This window comes from Candidatus Poribacteria bacterium (assembly GCA_009839745.1).
Classification (GTDB): Bacteria; Poribacteria; WGA-4E; order WGA-4E; family WGA-3G; genus WGA-3G.
On record VXPE01000108.1, the window covers coordinates 1 to 16,123 of the forward strand.

The 16,123-nt window shown below is 47.6% G+C and carries 19 protein-coding genes; 16 read left to right on the forward strand and 3 right to left on the reverse strand.

Translation table 11 applies throughout. The features are described 5' to 3' along the window. Nucleotides 1-319: hypothetical protein (locus tag F4X88_16005; protein MYA57784.1), on the reverse strand; the 319-nt coding region annotated here is incomplete at its 3' end. Nucleotides 320-1,025: 706 nt separating this feature from the next. Between F4X88_16005 and F4X88_16010 the strand changes: the two genes are divergently transcribed. The 3 genes from F4X88_16010 to F4X88_16020 are packed head-to-tail and all read left to right on the forward strand — an operon-like array spanning nt 1,026 to nt 3,923. Further along, nucleotides 1,026-2,192 carry a hypothetical protein gene (locus F4X88_16010; GenBank protein ID MYA57785.1) on the forward strand — a complete coding sequence of 389 codons (1,167 nt, stop codon included), beginning with the start codon at nt 1,026-1,028 and terminating at the stop codon, nt 2,190-2,192. After that, nucleotides 2,189-2,962 carry a class I SAM-dependent methyltransferase gene (locus F4X88_16015; GenBank protein ID MYA57786.1) on the forward strand — a complete coding sequence of 258 codons (774 nt, stop codon included), beginning with the start codon at nt 2,189-2,191 and terminating at the stop codon, nt 2,960-2,962. Before F4X88_16010 ends, F4X88_16015 begins: the two co-directional genes overlap by 4 nt. Nucleotides 2,963-2,975: 13 nt before the next feature. Next, nucleotides 2,976-3,923 (forward strand): adenosine deaminase, encoded by a 948-nt coding sequence (locus tag F4X88_16020; protein MYA57787.1) that lies wholly within the window; start codon nt 2,976-2,978, stop codon nt 3,921-3,923. Nucleotides 3,924-3,962: 39 nt separating this feature from the next. Here F4X88_16020 and F4X88_16025 read toward each other — a convergent pair whose 3' ends face one another. Beyond that, nucleotides 3,963-5,042, reverse strand: coding sequence for a Gfo/Idh/MocA family oxidoreductase (locus F4X88_16025; GenBank protein ID MYA57788.1), 1,080 nt, complete (start codon nt 5,040-5,042; stop codon nt 3,963-3,965). A 271-nt stretch (nt 5,043-5,313) separates the two neighbouring features. Between F4X88_16025 and rsgA the strand changes: the two genes are divergently transcribed. The 7 genes from rsgA to F4X88_16060 all read left to right on the forward strand — a co-directional run bounded on the left by rsgA (nt 5,314) and on the right by F4X88_16060 (nt 10,565). Then, nucleotides 5,314-6,522 (forward strand): ribosome small subunit-dependent GTPase A, encoded by a 1,209-nt coding sequence (gene rsgA, locus F4X88_16030; protein ID MYA57789.1) that lies wholly within the window; start codon nt 5,314-5,316, stop codon nt 6,520-6,522. Nucleotides 6,523-6,539: 17 nt separating this feature from the next. Further along, nucleotides 6,540-7,256, forward strand: a complete 717-nt coding sequence (locus tag F4X88_16035) for a 5'-methylthioadenosine/S-adenosylhomocysteine nucleosidase (protein MYA57790.1) — start codon at nt 6,540-6,542, stop codon at nt 7,254-7,256. Between the two features lie 33 nt (nt 7,257-7,289). Then, the gene (locus F4X88_16040; protein ID MYA57791.1) at nt 7,290-8,015 is read left to right on the forward strand and encodes a GNAT family N-acetyltransferase; all 726 of its coding nucleotides are present in this window, start codon (nt 7,290-7,292) and stop codon (nt 8,013-8,015) included. Between the two features lie 130 nt (nt 8,016-8,145). Next, on the forward strand, nt 8,146-8,520 hold the full coding sequence (locus F4X88_16045; protein ID MYA57792.1) for a hypothetical protein: 375 nt from the start codon (nt 8,146-8,148) through the stop codon (nt 8,518-8,520). A 173-nt stretch (nt 8,521-8,693) separates the two neighbouring features. Next, the gene (locus F4X88_16050; GenBank protein MYA57793.1) at nt 8,694-9,338 is read left to right on the forward strand and encodes a hypothetical protein; all 645 of its coding nucleotides are present in this window, start codon (nt 8,694-8,696) and stop codon (nt 9,336-9,338) included. Nucleotides 9,339-9,446: 108 nt separating this feature from the next. Beyond that, nucleotides 9,447-10,217 (forward strand): phytanoyl-CoA dioxygenase family protein, encoded by a 771-nt coding sequence (locus F4X88_16055; protein ID MYA57794.1) that lies wholly within the window; start codon nt 9,447-9,449, stop codon nt 10,215-10,217. A gap of 108 nt (nt 10,218-10,325) precedes the next feature. Beyond that, nucleotides 10,326-10,565 carry a hypothetical protein gene (locus F4X88_16060; protein MYA57795.1) on the forward strand — a complete coding sequence of 80 codons (240 nt, stop codon included), beginning with the start codon at nt 10,326-10,328 and terminating at the stop codon, nt 10,563-10,565. A gap of 139 nt (nt 10,566-10,704) precedes the next feature. On the opposite strand, the gene F4X88_16065 is transcribed toward F4X88_16060, so the two are convergent. Next, complete coding sequence (locus F4X88_16065) at nt 10,705-11,595, reverse strand: site-specific DNA-methyltransferase (GenBank protein MYA57796.1); 891 nt, start codon at nt 11,593-11,595, stop codon at nt 10,705-10,707. 350 nt (nt 11,596-11,945) lie between these two features. On the opposite strand from F4X88_16065, the gene F4X88_16070 reads away from it, so the two are divergent. The 6 genes from F4X88_16070 to F4X88_16095 all read left to right on the forward strand — a co-directional run bounded on the left by F4X88_16070 (nt 11,946) and on the right by F4X88_16095 (nt 15,538). Continuing rightward, nucleotides 11,946-12,701, forward strand: coding sequence for a class I SAM-dependent methyltransferase (locus F4X88_16070; protein MYA57797.1), 756 nt, complete (start codon nt 11,946-11,948; stop codon nt 12,699-12,701). Between the two features lie 197 nt (nt 12,702-12,898). Beyond that, the gene (locus F4X88_16075) at nt 12,899-13,219 is read left to right on the forward strand and encodes an antibiotic biosynthesis monooxygenase (GenBank protein MYA57798.1); all 321 of its coding nucleotides are present in this window, start codon (nt 12,899-12,901) and stop codon (nt 13,217-13,219) included. A 5-nt stretch (nt 13,220-13,224) separates the two neighbouring features. After that, the gene (locus F4X88_16080; protein MYA57799.1) at nt 13,225-13,596 is read left to right on the forward strand and encodes an ASCH domain-containing protein; all 372 of its coding nucleotides are present in this window, start codon (nt 13,225-13,227) and stop codon (nt 13,594-13,596) included. A gap of 53 nt (nt 13,597-13,649) precedes the next feature. Continuing rightward, on the forward strand, nt 13,650-14,264 hold the full coding sequence (locus F4X88_16085) for a class I SAM-dependent methyltransferase (GenBank protein ID MYA57800.1): 615 nt from the start codon (nt 13,650-13,652) through the stop codon (nt 14,262-14,264). After that, complete coding sequence (locus F4X88_16090; protein ID MYA57801.1) at nt 14,212-14,811, forward strand: LamG domain-containing protein; 600 nt, start codon at nt 14,212-14,214, stop codon at nt 14,809-14,811. Before F4X88_16085 ends, F4X88_16090 begins: the two co-directional genes overlap by 53 nt. Continuing rightward, nucleotides 14,741-15,538 carry a GNAT family N-acetyltransferase gene (locus F4X88_16095; GenBank protein MYA57802.1) on the forward strand — a complete coding sequence of 266 codons (798 nt, stop codon included), beginning with the start codon at nt 14,741-14,743 and terminating at the stop codon, nt 15,536-15,538. Before F4X88_16090 ends, F4X88_16095 begins: the two co-directional genes overlap by 71 nt. The last annotated feature ends 585 nt before the right edge of the window (nt 15,539-16,123 follow it).

A 16,123-nucleotide genomic window follows, 5' to 3' on the forward strand; every position in this document is an offset into this window, starting at 1 on the left:
CCGACCAATCTATCGTTTTCCAGCCGTTGATTCGGGCGATCACCGTGATTGCGGTCGTTGTCAATTCAAACGTATCATCAACAATGACGTGTCCGCCACCACCGTCGAATTCAACGGAACCGTTCACCCAACCGTCGTCAGACCATTTCGCGCCTTTTTCCAATTGGGCATCATTCCCGTTGCCCGATAGGTCGTCCCCATTTCCATCAAGGGGCCAATAACCGACGAGTCCTTCTGTCAGATCCGCCGCAAACGCGCCTGTAGACCAAAGGCTCACGGCAACGGTTAAAACCATAATAACGCTTATTCTGTGTTCCACCTCTTATCTCCTTATATACTGTTCATCGCCCTGTATCCCACCCTTTCAGCAGTGGAAAGTAGAGACACAGTTTTTGGTAGAGAAAAACGACTAAAGATGCTATACTTTAAATAAGCAGAATCCCAAAAGATAACAATGTCTTCACAAGTCATCATACACGAAAAAACGGTTTCTTGCAAGAAAAATCGCATGATTTAGTCTGTATGGGAGTTTCAGTCTAACCTACTAAAAGGAGAGCAGGTTACCAAATGATCAAAACAACCTACTTGACCATTTTGAAGTCAAGCATTTTGGTACTATTCCTCTGCTCTGTCTTATTCCTGAGTGGTTGTGGATCAAGGCACTCCAGAGAAGAATCTTTAATGCCCTACACTTGGCGTGTCTCGACCATCGAGGCAGTAGGTCTCAATCCTGAACCGATTATCGAGGCGGCAAACCGTATACGAAACCAAGACTATAAAGTCAAAGTTGAAGCAATAAATTGACCTGAATTAACCTAAGCAGCATAGGTCTGACCGTCCTAATCTATTTGTGGATCATGATACAAGTCAAACTTTCTGATCGCGAATTTCTCCGTTGCGATTTCTCCGATGATGGTGTATATTAAACTTGGATATTCCAGAATCGTCCCCTTTGAAGTTCTCAGTTGCCATAAGTAACGGAATTGTTAAGTTTATAACCCCATCCGATGTAGGAAGGAAATCTTATGAACATAAAAGAAATTCGTGTCGTAGAAATCGAACTAAACCCGAAACCGACAACAACGCCGCGCACACCGAGTCGATCCGGGACATATCAATTGAATCGACCCATTACGCGCTATCCATCATTCAACAGAAAAGAGGGGCACGTTTCCTACTCGGAATGGAAACGTCCCGCCTGCATTATAACAGCGGAAGATGGGACTTGGGGTTTTGGTATCTCACTTTACGGGGGTCCCGTGACCCGAATCATCTCAGATCACTTTGCCCCCTTCCTCGTTGGCGAAAATTGTATGGCAACCGAGAAATTGTGGGATATGATGGTACGATTGTCAGCCGCCTTCGGCGCGACCGGCTTGACGAGTTACGCCATCAGTGCGGTGGATTGTGCGCTGTGGGACCTCAAAGGTAAAATTTTGGGACGACCGGTTTACGAACTCCTCGGCGGACCGCAAAAGGAAAAGATTTTCTGCTACGCCTCTGGGTTCGATCAGGAATGGTACATGGAACTCGGGTTCAAAGCCACAAAACTCTTCACCCCGTGGGGTCCAGAGCAGGGAAAAGAAGGCTTAGGCAAACTTGAAGAATTGGTAGCAACGACGCGGGAAGCGATTGGCGACAACGTTGACTTGATGTTGGACGCTTGGACCGGTTTTGACATAGAACATACCGTCCGCGTCTGTGAAACGATGAAGCCTTACGGGTTGAAGTGGATGGAGGACTATATCCGTTCCGATGATTTTGTTGGCTATGAGACGGTGCGTCAACGCCTCCCTTGGCAAACGCTCGCTACTGGCGAACACTGGTATCTGCCGACTGTCTTTGCGGAGGCGGCAGGACGACGGCTGGTTGACATCTTCCAACCGGACGTTTTGTGGTGCGGCGGCATTACATCGGCAGCAAAAATCTGTCACATTGCTGAGGCGAATGGAATTTCCGTGATTACACACGGCGGCATGAACTATCCCTATGGTCAACATCTCGCCTTTGCGATGCCCGCGATCACGTGGGGTGAACGTTCCGAAGGTGTATCTGCCCCTGGTGTCCCTTTGGAGGAGATGGTCAAGTTGCCCGGCACTTCTGTTATCAAAGACGGCTATGTCGCTCCGTCGGACGCCCCCGGCTTCGGTCTCGAAATTGATGAAGCGTGGATAGAAAGTGTAATAGTATGAATGACGAAATTACGATTGCCAATCGAGCGCGGTGGGAAGCCGCAGTCTTGAAAAAGAACGGCTTTACTGTGCCGTGGCTTGACCTCAATAGAGATGATATTCTGCAATATGCTGAGGATCAACTCGATCCGGTTCCGTATCACCTTTACCAAATCTATCCTGCGTACCTACTCAGAGATGTTGCGCGCAAGGATGTGTTGTGTCTTGCCGCAGGTGGAGGACAGCAATCAGCGGTATTTGGTCTGCTTGGTGCCCATGTGACTGTGATTGATTTCACGCGGGGGCAGCTTGACGGAGATATCACTGCCGCGAGGCATTACAGTTATCCAGTCGAGACAATTTGCACCAATATCCGTGATCTTGCCACAATTGACGATGCGTCGTATGACCTTATCTACCAAGGACCCTCTATGAGCTGGGTGCCATCCGTTCATGAAATCTATAGAGGCGTGTCGAGGATCATCCGTCCGGGAGGTCAGTATCGCGTAGATTTCGGCAATCCTGCCAATCATTTTTGGGAATGGGATGGTGAATTCTACCGTGTTACCGAACCGTATTCTGAACGCGTTTATAGGTATCCAGACGGGGCATACGATTTCCGGCACTACCTGAGCGATATATTCAATGGACTTGTGGACAACGGTTTTCAGATTGAGCGGGTTGAGGAGCGTTCTTGGATCCAGCCGGATATTAATGCTACACCTGGAAGTTGGACGCACGAGATGGCTTACAACGTGAGTTTTGCTATTGTTGCGAAGAAAGATATATAGGTCTGAAAAGCCAATGTCTATTGATTTCGTTGAAGCACTCTCCACAGATAACTTGACCGCCATAAGAGCAGCACCTAAAATCGACGTTCACTGTCATTCTTTCTTAAGTGCACGTCGAGAAAATACGGAACGTTGGCTCGGACATCCGTTAACCAAACCGCCTCTCAAAATGAAAGGGCTTGGCGGGATGATGGAATACATAGATGCTGCTTTAGCACCGCACTTAGACCACCGCCAAGGTTTTGAGTTCATCGTGGTGTCAGCGATCCGTGAGGCAATCCAAGATGGAGTCGTTATGCTTGAAATGAGTTTCGATATTCGGTTGTTTAAGTTCTATTCAGGTGGGTTAACCGAACTTCGCGCATTTATTGAAACGTTGGTTGAGAGCTATCGGGAGCAAATTGATTTGCGTCCTGAACTCGGTTTTGCGCGCGAGTGTGCTAACGATCCAAAATGGATGAAATTGGCACATCAAGCAATAGAATTGGAGTTTTTTCATTCAATCGATCTGTATAGCCACGAAGAGGCGTGTGCGCCTGAAGCCGTGCAGTCTTTATACAGTAAGGCACGCGAAGTAGGGATGAAACTCAAAGCGCACGTTGGCGAGTTCGGGGGTGCGGAAGAGGTCCGACGAACCGTTGAAGTCCTTGATTTGGATGAGGTTCAACACGGCATCGGTGCCGCGGAATCGATCGAAGTGATGCGGTGGCTCTCAGAGAATCAGATACAATTGAACGTGTGTCCAACAAGCAACGTGATGTTGGACAGTGTGCCGGACCTCGCCTCACATCCCATTCGCATCTTATTCGACAACGGCGTAACCGTGACGATTAATACGGACGATCTGATGATATTCGGTCAGAGTGTCTCCGAAGAGTATCGAAATCTCTACCGTGCACGCGTTTTCAGTGCTCAGGAATTAGAGGATATTCGGTGTGCGTCCCTTGAAATCCGTGATTGACACCCTAAAATTGAGAGTATACTTCCATATTAGCTATGATTACTCCACCCTGGGTTGTCTTGCAGTTGGATTTCTTTGTAAACGAACTTTCGAGTCTTTCAGTGGAAGTTCAATACGTGCGCCGTTGTGTAGATGCGATTCAATGATGCCAAAAATCAGTTCAGTGCTCGCATACGCGCATCGGACACCGCCTCGGGTCGGTTCCCCTGTATCCAGGGCGTGGACAAGGTCTTTAACCAAGTTTGCTGTGCTACTGGTATTTTCAAATTCAGGAAAGGCTTCCGGGACCTGACATGCCCGCCACCCCGGTATGTCTTGCTGTTTACGGAGATGCCACTGCCACCCGTTGTTCCAGCACGTAACGGTTCCACCATCACAAATTGCTTCCCATTCACTACTCCGCGGGGTTAGCAGTGCATGTGCCGTCACACCATTTTCAAACTGGATTGTTCCACCGCCAGACGGATCAACTCGCAGTTCATCGCCATCAAAAACCGAATCACCTTGCGGCAGATAACCCGTGATCCAACTCACAGACGCATCGCCATTCAAGCGTAAAATTAGGTCGAAGTGATGACTGGCTGAATTGAAAAGTGTGCCATTTGAATAGATAATTAGGGTGCGTAGGTTGCCAATTTCGCCACTGTCAATGATCTCTTTCATCTTGTCGAAACCTGTATGCCACCGGCGATTTGTGCCGAGGTTAAAGGCGACATTGTTTTCTTCTACGGCAGCTACCATTGCTGCGGCTTCGTCCATAGACGCTGCCATCGCTTTTTCTGCGTAGATGGCTTTCACACCATGTTCTGCGGCGTAAATAACAATTTCGGCGCGATGCTCGGGTTGCGTGGCAACACTGACAATCTCAGGCTGCTCTTTTTCAAGCATATCCCGATAATCGGTGTATTGCCTCGCTTTTGGGACATTGTATCGGTTTCCAAAATGTTCCATGACTTCCGGACGCAGATCCGCACATGCGACAAGGTCGGTCCGTTCTTCGGCAAAAAAGCCTGCAGCATGGGAATACGGTAACTTAATCGCTTCATAATCGGGGACTTCGTTATCAATAAATGCACCCATCCGACTACAACCGATAACAGCAGCACGATACGTCTTCATTGGTGTTCTCCTTGTCCTTAATAAAATGATTCGACGGGTTCTTCTATCACATTCGATTAATTCCTCACTCAGCAAAAGAATAACCAATTCCGTAAAACACGTCAAGAAAAATCAGCACATCGTTCACGTGATGCCTCCCAAAGTGCATCCAAAATTGTATGCAAATGAAACATTATCACATTCCATCAGCGTCTTAACGAACGTCTCTTTGAATCATTCGCAAAAATTTGAAGCGATTCGGGGTAGACAACACAAAGGGAATTAAAACATAATGGCAATGTCTGTTTACGCAGGCACAACTTTAAGTGAAGCGGAAAAAATTATCGCAGGTGATTACTCGGTTTTTGATTGGCGGGAGCGCGCCACCTACAGTAGGGTGTATCTCGGTATGAATCCAGCGATTCGGGATGCCGAGAATGCACTTGACAACGACACAGACAAACCCGTTGTTGTCGCATTGCTGCTCAAGGCGGAAAAGATGCTCGTCAAAGATCGGGTCAGGCGTCTCAGTGCGATCAAGTCCGCACGCATTATACCCGATGAGGAACTCCTCAAACGGACAGGCTATCTCTTCGACACCGAAAAATTGATCGGACTTCCCGAAGGTATCGTGATGCGTGCGAGCAACGGTGTTTACATCGTGCAGTGTGATGCGGATCAATATCAATGTTCGCTACGCGGAAAACGAGATGCATTTAGCACAAACCAGCAGGTCTACGTTGGGGATCGCGTCAAAATTCAGGTGATCGATGAAACCCATGGCACGATTGCAGCCGTTATGCGCCGCAAGAGCCAATATAAACGCAGGGGAACACAATCTAAAAGGGTTATCCTTATTCCGAATCTCGATGGACTTGTCATCGTTTCTTCTGTAAAAGAACCGCCGATCTGGCAGCAAATGCTGGACAAATTCCTCGTTATCGCCGAGGCATCAGGCATTGAACCGCTTATCTGTTTGAATAAAATCGACATGCTCGAAAATCGATCAGAAGTGGAGTCGATAGCCACAGTTTACCAAAAAATCGGGTATCGGACACTCCACACGAGTGCAACCACCGGCGAGGGCATCGAGGATTTGAAAGCGTGGATGAAAGGCAAGATTTCGGCATTTACCGGATTATCGGGAGTCGGAAAATCTTCGCTCCTGAATGCCATCCAGCCCAATTTGAAACTGAAAACCAACACAGTGAACCCGAGACGTGGCGGTAGACATACGACCGTTGCAACCCAACTTTACAATTTGGATTTCGGCGGGTTTATCGCCGATACACCCGGACTGCGAGAACTAAATTTTTGGGACATCGAAGCGCGCTTGATGGACCGCTATTTTCCAGAGATAAACTCACTACGGGAGCGTTGTACGAAGAACCTTTGCACGCATACTTATGAGGAAGGCTGTCGCGTGGAAGATGCCCTGAAAAAAGGGGACATCTCGCAGTCTCGGTATGAAAGTTACCGTGAATTCCGAAAATCGAATTAATTAATGGAGTGAAATTTGTGAGCGCAAAACTATGTATTATGACGGCTTACGCCGACGAAACGCATACGCTTCTGAACGTCTTGGGTCAGGAGGTTGGTGATTCGGTGGATTGGAACAGCAGACTCCAGTTTGAAGGGTCCGATGGAAACAAAAAATGGGTCGTCATGCAGTCAGGAATGGGCAAAGTCCGCGCGGCATCCATGTGTCAAATGATAATAGACACATATCAGGTAGACACCTTCTTTGAGTTCGGATTTGCCGGTGGATTGGTCGATACCTTAGATATCGGGGACATTGTCGTGATTACGGGTGTCTCCGAACACGACGTGCCAAATCGGTCAGAGATCCAGCGTGAGCAAAATGAATGGAGAGCGCGACTTTTTCAGGCTTCCGACTATTCAATAAACACATTCGCAACCACCCTATCAACGGATCCCAAAGTTACGCTTACAAAAGCCCCGGTAATCTGTGGGGATATGGACGTATACAATCGTGAAGTGAGGGACAAAATCGCTGTAGAGAGTGGAGCCGTCGCAGTGAATTGGGAATCGTCGGCGATTGTGGATGTCTGCGCGATTAATAATATCAAATATGTCGGTATCCGCGTTATATCCGATCTGTGTATTGAAGAGGATAGCGGACCCATCCCAAAGGAACGGATTGAACGCTTACGCAGATCCACAACCGCGTATGTAAAAGCCTTAGTGGACTTTAATAAATGTGAGCAGGCATAGGAAAACAGTTTAGGGGAAGTCTTATACTGGAAAATGACTTGGGCCATGGAAAAACATGTATCTGACGCAGAACTGATGAAAATGCAGGTTGAGGCACTATTCACGCAGGATGAGAATGGGCACCTTCAGCGCATCAATGAACCTGATGGTGACACAAAACCAGCACCTCGTTTCTTCTTTGGATACACCAACGCAGGTTCAATCTGTCGATTCCGGCACGACCTTCCCGACGATGTGATTGCACAACTGAAGGAAGTCGCTGCTGCTGAACCGTTGTCCACGAATTCCCAGAAAATTCCAAGGAACCGTAGGCAATTCGAGGATATCCTTCAAAGTCATGCCCCGATTGAACACGTCTGGATCGGACCTGCTTATCGCTTTCCTAAAGATATTATACCCCCGACAAATATCGTCCAACTATCATGTAAAAATTCAGGACTCCTAAAGGGAGACTTTGCCGAAATGGTGTCGGAACTAAACAGTTTCCAACCCTATTCGGCAGTCATAGAGGATTCGCAGGCGGTGTCAATTTGCCGAAGTGTCCGCGTATCATCACGTGCTCACGAAGCAGGTGTTGATACGCTGGTTGGTTATCGTCGACGCGGATATGCGACGACGGTTGTCGCGGCTTGGGCACTCGCTGTCCGTGCCTTGAACCGCATTCCTCTCTATAGCACATCGTGGGACAATCTGGCTTCTCAAGGTGTGGCACGACGATTAGGTTTGGTGCAGTATGGGGTGGACTATCATGTGACATGAGGTCCAATTGATTTGGCATGCGTCACTTTAGAATTTCGATTCGGACAACTATGAACTTGACACCCGTCCCATAATATGATAGACTACGGCATTAGCGATAGAACCAACCAGCGATTCGGAGGAACGCCGTATGCAATGGATGGTAAATGGATACAACCCTCTTGTAAAAAAAGGAACCTGCAGTCCGTTTTACTTGATACTTATCAGTTGGATGCTGTTTTCAGTTGTTATTTCCGTAGGTTTCACCGATGAACTGAGTCTCGTCCGTGAAGTGGAGTTTCAACCGTTCGCATCAGCGACCCAACGACTGATTGAGGCGTTGGATTATCTCGGCTCACCCCTCTCTGAAGACGATCTTTCAGCAATCCAGGAAGCCTTGATTTCCGATGACCACACACAAGCAATTGTTGACATCCAAAACATTCTCGACGCATACTGTTTGACGGGTGTCAATATCAACCCTGAAAGTCGTGTGAAGGTTTCGGTGCTAACGAGTATATCGTAGATGTCGTTCATGACGCTGTTGATTTCATCTCTACTGTAGACACACCCGCTATTTGGGAATTGCGTATCTGGTATCATACCCTGAACTGTGGGTTCCGCACTCGAATCAGTGGTGAGACGGACTTCCCCTGCATTTACGGTGAGCGCGTCGGATTAGGTCGCATATACGTAAAAATGCCTGCCGGTCCCCTTGACTTCAATGCGTGGGCTGCCGGATTGCGGGATGGACGTTCCTACGTCGGAGACGGTAAAAGTCATCTGTTAGACTTTACCGTCGGTGGCGTGCCAGTTGGCGAAAAGTCACCGACCGGACAAATCAGTCAGTTGGATCTGGAAGCACCCAACACAGTAACAATTACCGCTCGCGTCGCCGCACGGCTCAATGAGACACCTAATCCCGAAATACAAAATCGCCCTTTGGATCAAAAACCGTACTGGGATATCGAACGGGCACGTATTGCGGAAGAACGGAAAGTGCTTGTTGAACTCATCGTCAACGGTCAGGCGGTTGAGACGCAAGAAATCGTCGCCAACGGTGAAATCGTCCCCGTCCAATTCGAGACAGCTATTGACAGATCGAGTTGGGTTGCATTACGGATCTTTCCGTCGTCTCACACGAACCCGGTTTTTGTCATTGTAGATGGAAAACCGATCCGAGCGAGTCGCAGAAGTGCGCAATGGTGTTTAGATGCCGTGGAAGTCTGCTGGAACGCGAAGGTTAATCGCATTCGAGAAGAGGAACGCGATGCCGCTCGCGAGGCATACAACGTAGCATCGCAGACATATCAAAATATTCTTGAAGACTGTGATGTAGACTGAATCTTTGTAGAGAAAACGCGTAAGCCCAACCAACGGGCCGGGCTGGATATACGGAACGAACCGACGTCTACACAGCCGGGCCTCAACGAACCGCAAGGAAATTAAAAAATGAAACTGATGCCCCAAGAGGTCGAACAATTCAAACGTGTAGGCTATCTCAACATAGAAAAACGACTCATTGATGATGAACACCTTACCGTGCTACGTGAACACTACGACGCGCTGTTTGCAGAGAGACGCGACACCATCGGGGAGGGATTGCGTAACCTCGCAGTCGTCGGGGACTCGGAGAGCGATGAAGACGCCGATCGCGACGAAGAAATGTTGCAGATTATGGAGATGTGGCGTTTGGATGAGGAATTTCGGAAGTTACTCTACCATGAACCGCTGTTAGACATCGCAGAGAGTTTAATCGGACCCGATATCCAGTTATTTCACGATCAGGCTCTCTACAAACCCGCCCATCACGGCGGTGAAGTGTATTGGCATCAAGACAATGCCTATTGGCAGTGCAATCCACCCAATCTCGTGAGCATCTGGATAGCCCTCGATGATGCCGACGAGGAGAACGGTTGTATGAACGTTATCCCCGGCAGTTATGTAGAAGGACTGGCGGCGCATGGACGCGCTGCGTCGGAGAAAGGTAAGTTACCAGCGTTGTTGCAGGTGAATGCCGATGCAGATCGTGCCGTGCCAGTGCCAGTTAAAGCCGGATGCGGGATGGTTCACCACTGCATGACCCTCCACCAAACCGATCCGAACCGTTCACCCCGAGACCGTCGGGCGATGGTCCTCCATTACATGCCATCGGGGACGCGAAATCGCGACGGCGAGGTGATGAAAGACCACCCACTCTTACGCGGAAACCAGTTGGTGTAGAATAGGTCGCTACAGACCTTTTGGAGTCTCTCATTCCTTTTTTGCGGTTAAAGGTGAGTCCTCCCTACCCATGCAATAACGGAATCTACCTTGGGAGCTGCAACTTAAATGACAATTAACGGGATCTTCTTTGATTTATACGGAACCCTCTTGGTATACGGAAATATGGATACTGCATGGTCTGACTGGTTAAAGACCCTATATGTGCAGCTCAAGTTGCGCGGATTCACCCGTTCAATTGATTCGCTTACTAAAAGTTGCGATCAATTTTATAGTAAAAGTGAGCCAACACCGCGACAGCACGATTTGACGGTGTTTGAGCAACGTATCCAAAATCTCTGCACTTAGATTTTCCTGCAAGTGCTTGAAGCAATTCCTCTCTATGTCGAAGTTCGTCGTTTCTTCCTCCGTTTTTTGGTAGTCTTCGGTCTCTGTCTCTTGGAACAAAGACATTTGTCGGTTTTGTGCCACTGTTCTTCCCTTGTATCTACGAATCGAACATCGTCATTTGATCTTCAGGTAACACTTTCTGTTTTTCCATCTTTGGTAGGAGGTGATATTTCCGTCTCGGTTCTTCATACAGACGTTGACACGTTAATTCAATATATTTGGATTCTATCTCGTATCCGACACATTTGCGTTTGAACCTCAAAGCTCCGCGAGCGGTTTGTCCACTTCCCAAAAAGGGGTCAAGTATTTCATCTCCTTTTTCAGAATAGAGTAGCACTAAACGTCGGACGAGTTCATCTGGGAATGGACACGGATGGTCAATCGTTTTAGGTGGCACGGGTGCGATATGCCAAATCGAGTTGGCTATATCACGTTTGAATACATCATCTATTGGGAGCGTAGGCTGTGAACCGTATCTGGGCTTATCACCTTTACGGAATATGAGTATGTATTCGGTCATTATATTCGGATAGTAGTACCCGGGTTTCTGGTGCTGAATAAATGAGCCAGCACGCCTCACACCCCCCGTGACCTTATTCCATATTATATCTTGGTGGAAGTGCCAGTCCGTGCCGTTCAATTGACTTGTTAAGTCGAAAGGTGCCGGATAGTGCTTGCCTTTGTGGAGGATTGTCCCGATAACAACAGCACAGAACCCGCCATCCATTGTGACTCGATAGACTTCAAGAAACACCTTTTTAAGCGTTGCGATCCAGTCCTCGTATGTTTTGCCAAGCCCGTCATAGTTCCGCTCCCGATACCACGCTTCATCATCCTGGGTGTGGGTATCGTAGTCAATCGCGTTCCAATAAGGAGGTGAGGTGATTGTCAGAGCGATAGAATTATCTTGGCATTCCGACATATCAAGACAAGAGGCGTGATAAAAACGATAATTTTCGTCTGTGATCAGGGGACGATTTTTAGGCATAGAGACTCCTCATCTTAGAAAGGTATAGAATTCATTACCTCTGTGTCTGACTTACTTTCTGTTGTATTTGATTTCTCAAAAAAATAGGATTTGCCAGTCATTAGATTAGTCAGTTCCAGTTCTTTTATTCCGTAGCTACGGTGGAAGGGTGGCAGAAACGACTTGCCCCGCTTGTAGCTGTGTCACCCATAACTGGTTTAAAGAGTATACCATATCAGTGAAAAAAATAAAAATGGAAAGCTAAATGCCCCTAAATTCTTAAAAAGTGAATGGTGTTATATAACCGCAACTATGGTAAAATATAAAATTACTTACACACCAGAAGATAGGCGAGGCTTAAGGAACATTCCATGTCAAATACTGAACTCAAGACCACGTTTAATACTGCTCCAATGCTCTATGAAGATGTCCGACCGGGATATCCGGAAGAACTGATCCAGGATGTCTTGGACCTCTCTGGACTCAACGACCATAGCAGCATCCTTGAGGTTGGCTGCGGGACTGGGAAAGCGACACGTCCCTTTGCAGAACGCGGATACGAATTGGTCTGTCTCGATATTGGTGCCGATTTAATCGCCGTTGCGAAAGAAAAGTTGAAGGTGTTTCCAAACGTTTCATTTGTAGAACACGCATTTGAGGAATGGGAATCAGATGGAAAGTTTGACCTGATTATCTCTGCCACCGCCTTCCATTGGGTAGATCCAAAAGTGAGATATCTGAAGGCATCCGCAGTGCTTAAATCAAAGGGTTTCCTTGCCGTTTTCTCGAACCAGCACGTCAGAAAGGACGAAGGATTCTTTGCGGAAAGTCAGACTCTCTACGATAAATACTACGCGCCGCTGACCACGCATCGCCCAACACACGCCACACACTTTCCCGGTGTGGAAGCCTTTCAAGCTCCAATTAAACACACCTACCCATGGACGCAAACGTATTCATCTGAGCAATACATTAAACTGCTCAGCACCTATTCCGATCACATAGCACTGCCAGACAAGAATAAACATTTTCTGTTTGAAGGGATTGTTAATCTTATTGAAACGAAGTATAACGGACAGATCACCAAGCATTACGAAGCCGTTCTTGACCTGCGGGAAACAAAATGAAAATCACATGGGACAGCCGCACACATCCATGTCGGTGTTTCAATATCCTACCCTTTTCCAACAACCGAAAACTCATAACTGACAACCATTCAATTGACATCTATTCCTAATCGTGATAGGCTAATGTGACTTCGGCATCTGCATGCCGAAGTGAAAATAGAATCCACATTGAAAATTGTTTATAGAAGGAGAAAAGTATGTTTGTTATTATTGCACCGATTCAGATTAAGGAAGGGCACAGAGATGCGTTCATTGAAGCCATGATAGACGACGCGAAAGGCTCCGTTGCTGATGAACCCGGTTGCCTGAGATTTGATGTGATTCAGGACGGTGCCGATCCGAACCGGATCTGGCTCTACGAGGTTTATGTAGACGAAGCAGCGTTCCAAGAGCATCTGAAAGCCCCACACTTCATTAAGTGGCGAGATACCGTCAAAGACTGGTTCGCTGAGAACGATTTTAAAGGCGCAGGGAGCGGCAGTTCCATGATCTACCCGCCAGATGACGACTGGAAGTAGCCAATTTGATAGTTGATGTACTGTCCATAGTTTCACCGTCCGTGCAGCGTATTGTTGCGGGAAAAAAGATGGTCGAAATCCGGCGTTGGCTGCCGCCGAAGATCCCCTTTCTGAATCTCGTGCTTGTAGAAAATGAGATTTATCTGACCGAAGAGGGACAAGAAGACCCGAACGGACTGGCACGCGCAATTGTCGATATTACAGGCATTCACGATTGGACCCCTGAAGAAGCGGAATCGCAAGGAGTAGAGTGGATCCCTAACTATGTGTGTTGGGAACTCTCAAATGTGAGGCGTATAGAGCCACCTATCCCATGTGTCGCTCGACGGAAAATCTATAAAATCGACATTGACGCGCGCCTACCTATTGGTCGTTAAGACCTAATCGTTGAAGTACCAATTGGAGTTCGATAGGAGCGTTTACCGACACGATGCAATTCACTGACGGACTTGTGAAGTCATACGAGAAGTACGCCCATGAAAGAGCCGCTCACTCTCCTGACGCATTTAAGGTCCGAGAGCGGTTGGAATTTCTACAATTCCTGAAGGACGAAGGACGAGAGACGCTCCTTGAAATTGGGTGTGGTCCCGGCGCGGATGCGCTGTTTTTTCAAAAGCAAGGGATCCGCGTTCTGGCGGTCGACAATACACCAACAATGGTGAAACTCACCGCAGAAAAGGGGATCTCTGCGCGAGTCTTGGATTGCTACAATCTTGGCGAGATTAATGAGCGTTTTGATGCGGTATATACGATGAATTGTCTCCTACACATACCGAAGCGGGACTTTGATCAGGTTTTAGATTTAATTTCAGGACGACTCAACGAAAACGGTATAATGTATATTGGCATTTGGGGAGACCAAAACTTTGAGGGTATCTGGGAAAAAGACAGATATGAGCCGAAACGGTTTTTCTCTTTCTGGAAGACAGAGGTACTTCTTGAAGTCCTACAACGATCATTTAAGTTAGAGTACTACCGGAGATTAGAGCCTCATGAAGGCAGGATATTCAATTCTATTGTTGTCCGTAAACACATGGAGGTTTAAAGTGAGACGAATAGTTTCCTATATTCTGAGCGTGGCATTCATTTTGATATTCCCCTTCGTAACCGAAGCGATTGAGGACGACGCAATGGTTCTCTACTACTCGTTCGATGCAGGAAAGGGAAAAGAGATTGAAGACCTGAGCGGCAAGGGAAACCACGGAACGCTCGAAGGCGATGCGAAATGGGAGAAAGATGGAAAGGTCAATTCGGGGGTATTTTTTAACGAACAGATTCAGAAAGGGGTGGTCGCCGCGGAAGCATCTGACAGTCTGGCAATTACCAAAAACTTGACGATGGAGGTATGGGTATACCCAGAGAGCGTCGGCGATTACCGTAATGTGCGCGGGCAGGCGGGACCCCATACGTATTATCTGAGTATCCATCAAGGTAGACCCTCAGTGTGGATGGGATGCCCCGGTGCTGGGGGACGCACATGGAACAGCACAAAAAACGAGATTCCGAACGATAAGTGGTCGCATGTCGCCGCAGTTTACGAGTTTGATAAGGCTGCGACGACTTGGGGGCTGCTCAAAAAAGTTGCGAGATAAGCGTCCAACTTTAAACAAAGAAAGGAACATGTTGGACATTAGATTGGCGCGTCCAGATGATGCCCAAGTAATTCATCTAATATTACAGGAAACATGGGAAGAATCGCTGCTCTTTGACGTGTTCACGGATCACACCTCGTCGCCTGAGCATCAAGTCTTCGTTGCAATGGACAGTGGCGAAGTCGCAGGTTTCCTCTCGGCATTTCTGGTCCCTATTCGAGTCCCTCGATGGGAAATAGATCTCATTCTTGTTCGCCCTACAAGTCAGGGAAAGGGTATTGGGACTTCTCTCATTGCGGAAGCGTTAACCTACGGTTCTCATCTGGGAGTGCATTGCGCTGCGGCATCCATCCGCGTGGATAACTCTGCAAGCCAACGTGCTTTTTCCAAGGCGGGCTTTGTAACAGAGGCTCAAGTGCGTAGTCTTTTTCTTTGGGATCCGTTGGCTTGTGAGTCCGCCACTAACGTGCCGGAGACTGTTCATTTCATACCCGTTGATACATTAACCTACCGTGGATTGTGGATTGAAGGATTTATTGAACCTCGGCTCTCGGTGAAGGAACAACACAATGTGGTTCGCGCGGCTCGAAATTCTATTTTTCATGAGGACCGCTCAAATACAGGATTGTTTATACCAGACAGTTTTAAACACACGCTCGCGCCGGATCTATTAACCTCCGCTGCCGATTTTGGTCAATATCACCGGTGGGAGTATACATACAAATAGAAATTGCTATGCCACAATCATCGCTTCCAGTTGGAAATACCGTCCAACCTATCGCTCATGTTGACTTGCCTCAAAAGACAGACTACGTCGGTGATACCACCCACACGCTAAAGCGTGGGGCTTCGGCTTCGTAGACAGTGCGGTTTTCTCAAAAAGTCCACCGTCTTATTCCGTCTCCACCCGCAGGCAATTCCCCTATAGACTGAAAAAGCGTCAGTAGGGCATATCGTGCGAAAAACTTCCACGGGTATCCCTGCCTGCCTCTCTCCAGTATGGAGAGAAAAGATTTTAGGCGAGACCGCAATACAACCCGCAGACTTTCACCGCTGCTTGGAATATGTCAGCAAATCGCTGATTTATGTGTCAACGGTCTCAATATACTTTTAGAGTGGTATAGCACTTCGCACTTTATGAACCTTTCCACGGGTTCGGATAGGACTCTACCAAGCGGTAGAGGTGGAAACCCTATCCAAGTGCTGATATTCATTATACCACAATTTTGTGTCAATGTCAAATATTTTAAGGAACGTTTTGGTCTAATTTACAAGGGCGGACTTTCATCCCAAAGCTAAAGCATTGGGAGAC

Coding starts and splice junctions, on each gene's coding strand:
- F4X88_16010 (MYA57785.1), top strand. CDS start 1,026: ATGAACATAAAAGAAATTCGTGTCGTAGAAATCGAACTAAACCCGAAA.
- F4X88_16015 (MYA57786.1), top strand. CDS start 2,189: ATGAATGACGAAATTACGATTGCCAATCGAGCGCGGTGGGAAGCCGCA.
- F4X88_16020 (MYA57787.1), top strand. CDS start 2,976: ATGTCTATTGATTTCGTTGAAGCACTCTCCACAGATAACTTGACCGCC.
- F4X88_16025 (MYA57788.1), bottom strand. CDS start 5,042: ATGAAGACGTATCGTGCTGCTGTTATCGGTTGTAGTCGGATGGGTGCA.
- rsgA (MYA57789.1), top strand. CDS start 5,314: ATGGCAATGTCTGTTTACGCAGGCACAACTTTAAGTGAAGCGGAAAAA.
- F4X88_16040 (MYA57791.1), top strand. CDS start 7,290: ATGACTTGGGCCATGGAAAAACATGTATCTGACGCAGAACTGATGAAA.
- F4X88_16045 (MYA57792.1), top strand. CDS start 8,146: ATGCAATGGATGGTAAATGGATACAACCCTCTTGTAAAAAAAGGAACC.
- F4X88_16050 (MYA57793.1), top strand. CDS start 8,694: ATGCCTGCCGGTCCCCTTGACTTCAATGCGTGGGCTGCCGGATTGCGG.
- F4X88_16055 (MYA57794.1), top strand. CDS start 9,447: ATGAAACTGATGCCCCAAGAGGTCGAACAATTCAAACGTGTAGGCTAT.
- F4X88_16060 (MYA57795.1), top strand. CDS start 10,326: ATGACAATTAACGGGATCTTCTTTGATTTATACGGAACCCTCTTGGTA.
- F4X88_16065 (MYA57796.1), bottom strand. CDS start 11,595: ATGCCTAAAAATCGTCCCCTGATCACAGACGAAAATTATCGTTTTTAT.
- F4X88_16070 (MYA57797.1), top strand. CDS start 11,946: ATGTCAAATACTGAACTCAAGACCACGTTTAATACTGCTCCAATGCTC.
- F4X88_16075 (MYA57798.1), top strand. CDS start 12,899: ATGTTTGTTATTATTGCACCGATTCAGATTAAGGAAGGGCACAGAGAT.
- F4X88_16085 (MYA57800.1), top strand. CDS start 13,650: ATGCAATTCACTGACGGACTTGTGAAGTCATACGAGAAGTACGCCCAT.
- F4X88_16090 (MYA57801.1), top strand. CDS start 14,212: ATGAAGGCAGGATATTCAATTCTATTGTTGTCCGTAAACACATGGAGG.
- F4X88_16095 (MYA57802.1), top strand. CDS start 14,741: ATGTCGCCGCAGTTTACGAGTTTGATAAGGCTGCGACGACTTGGGGGC.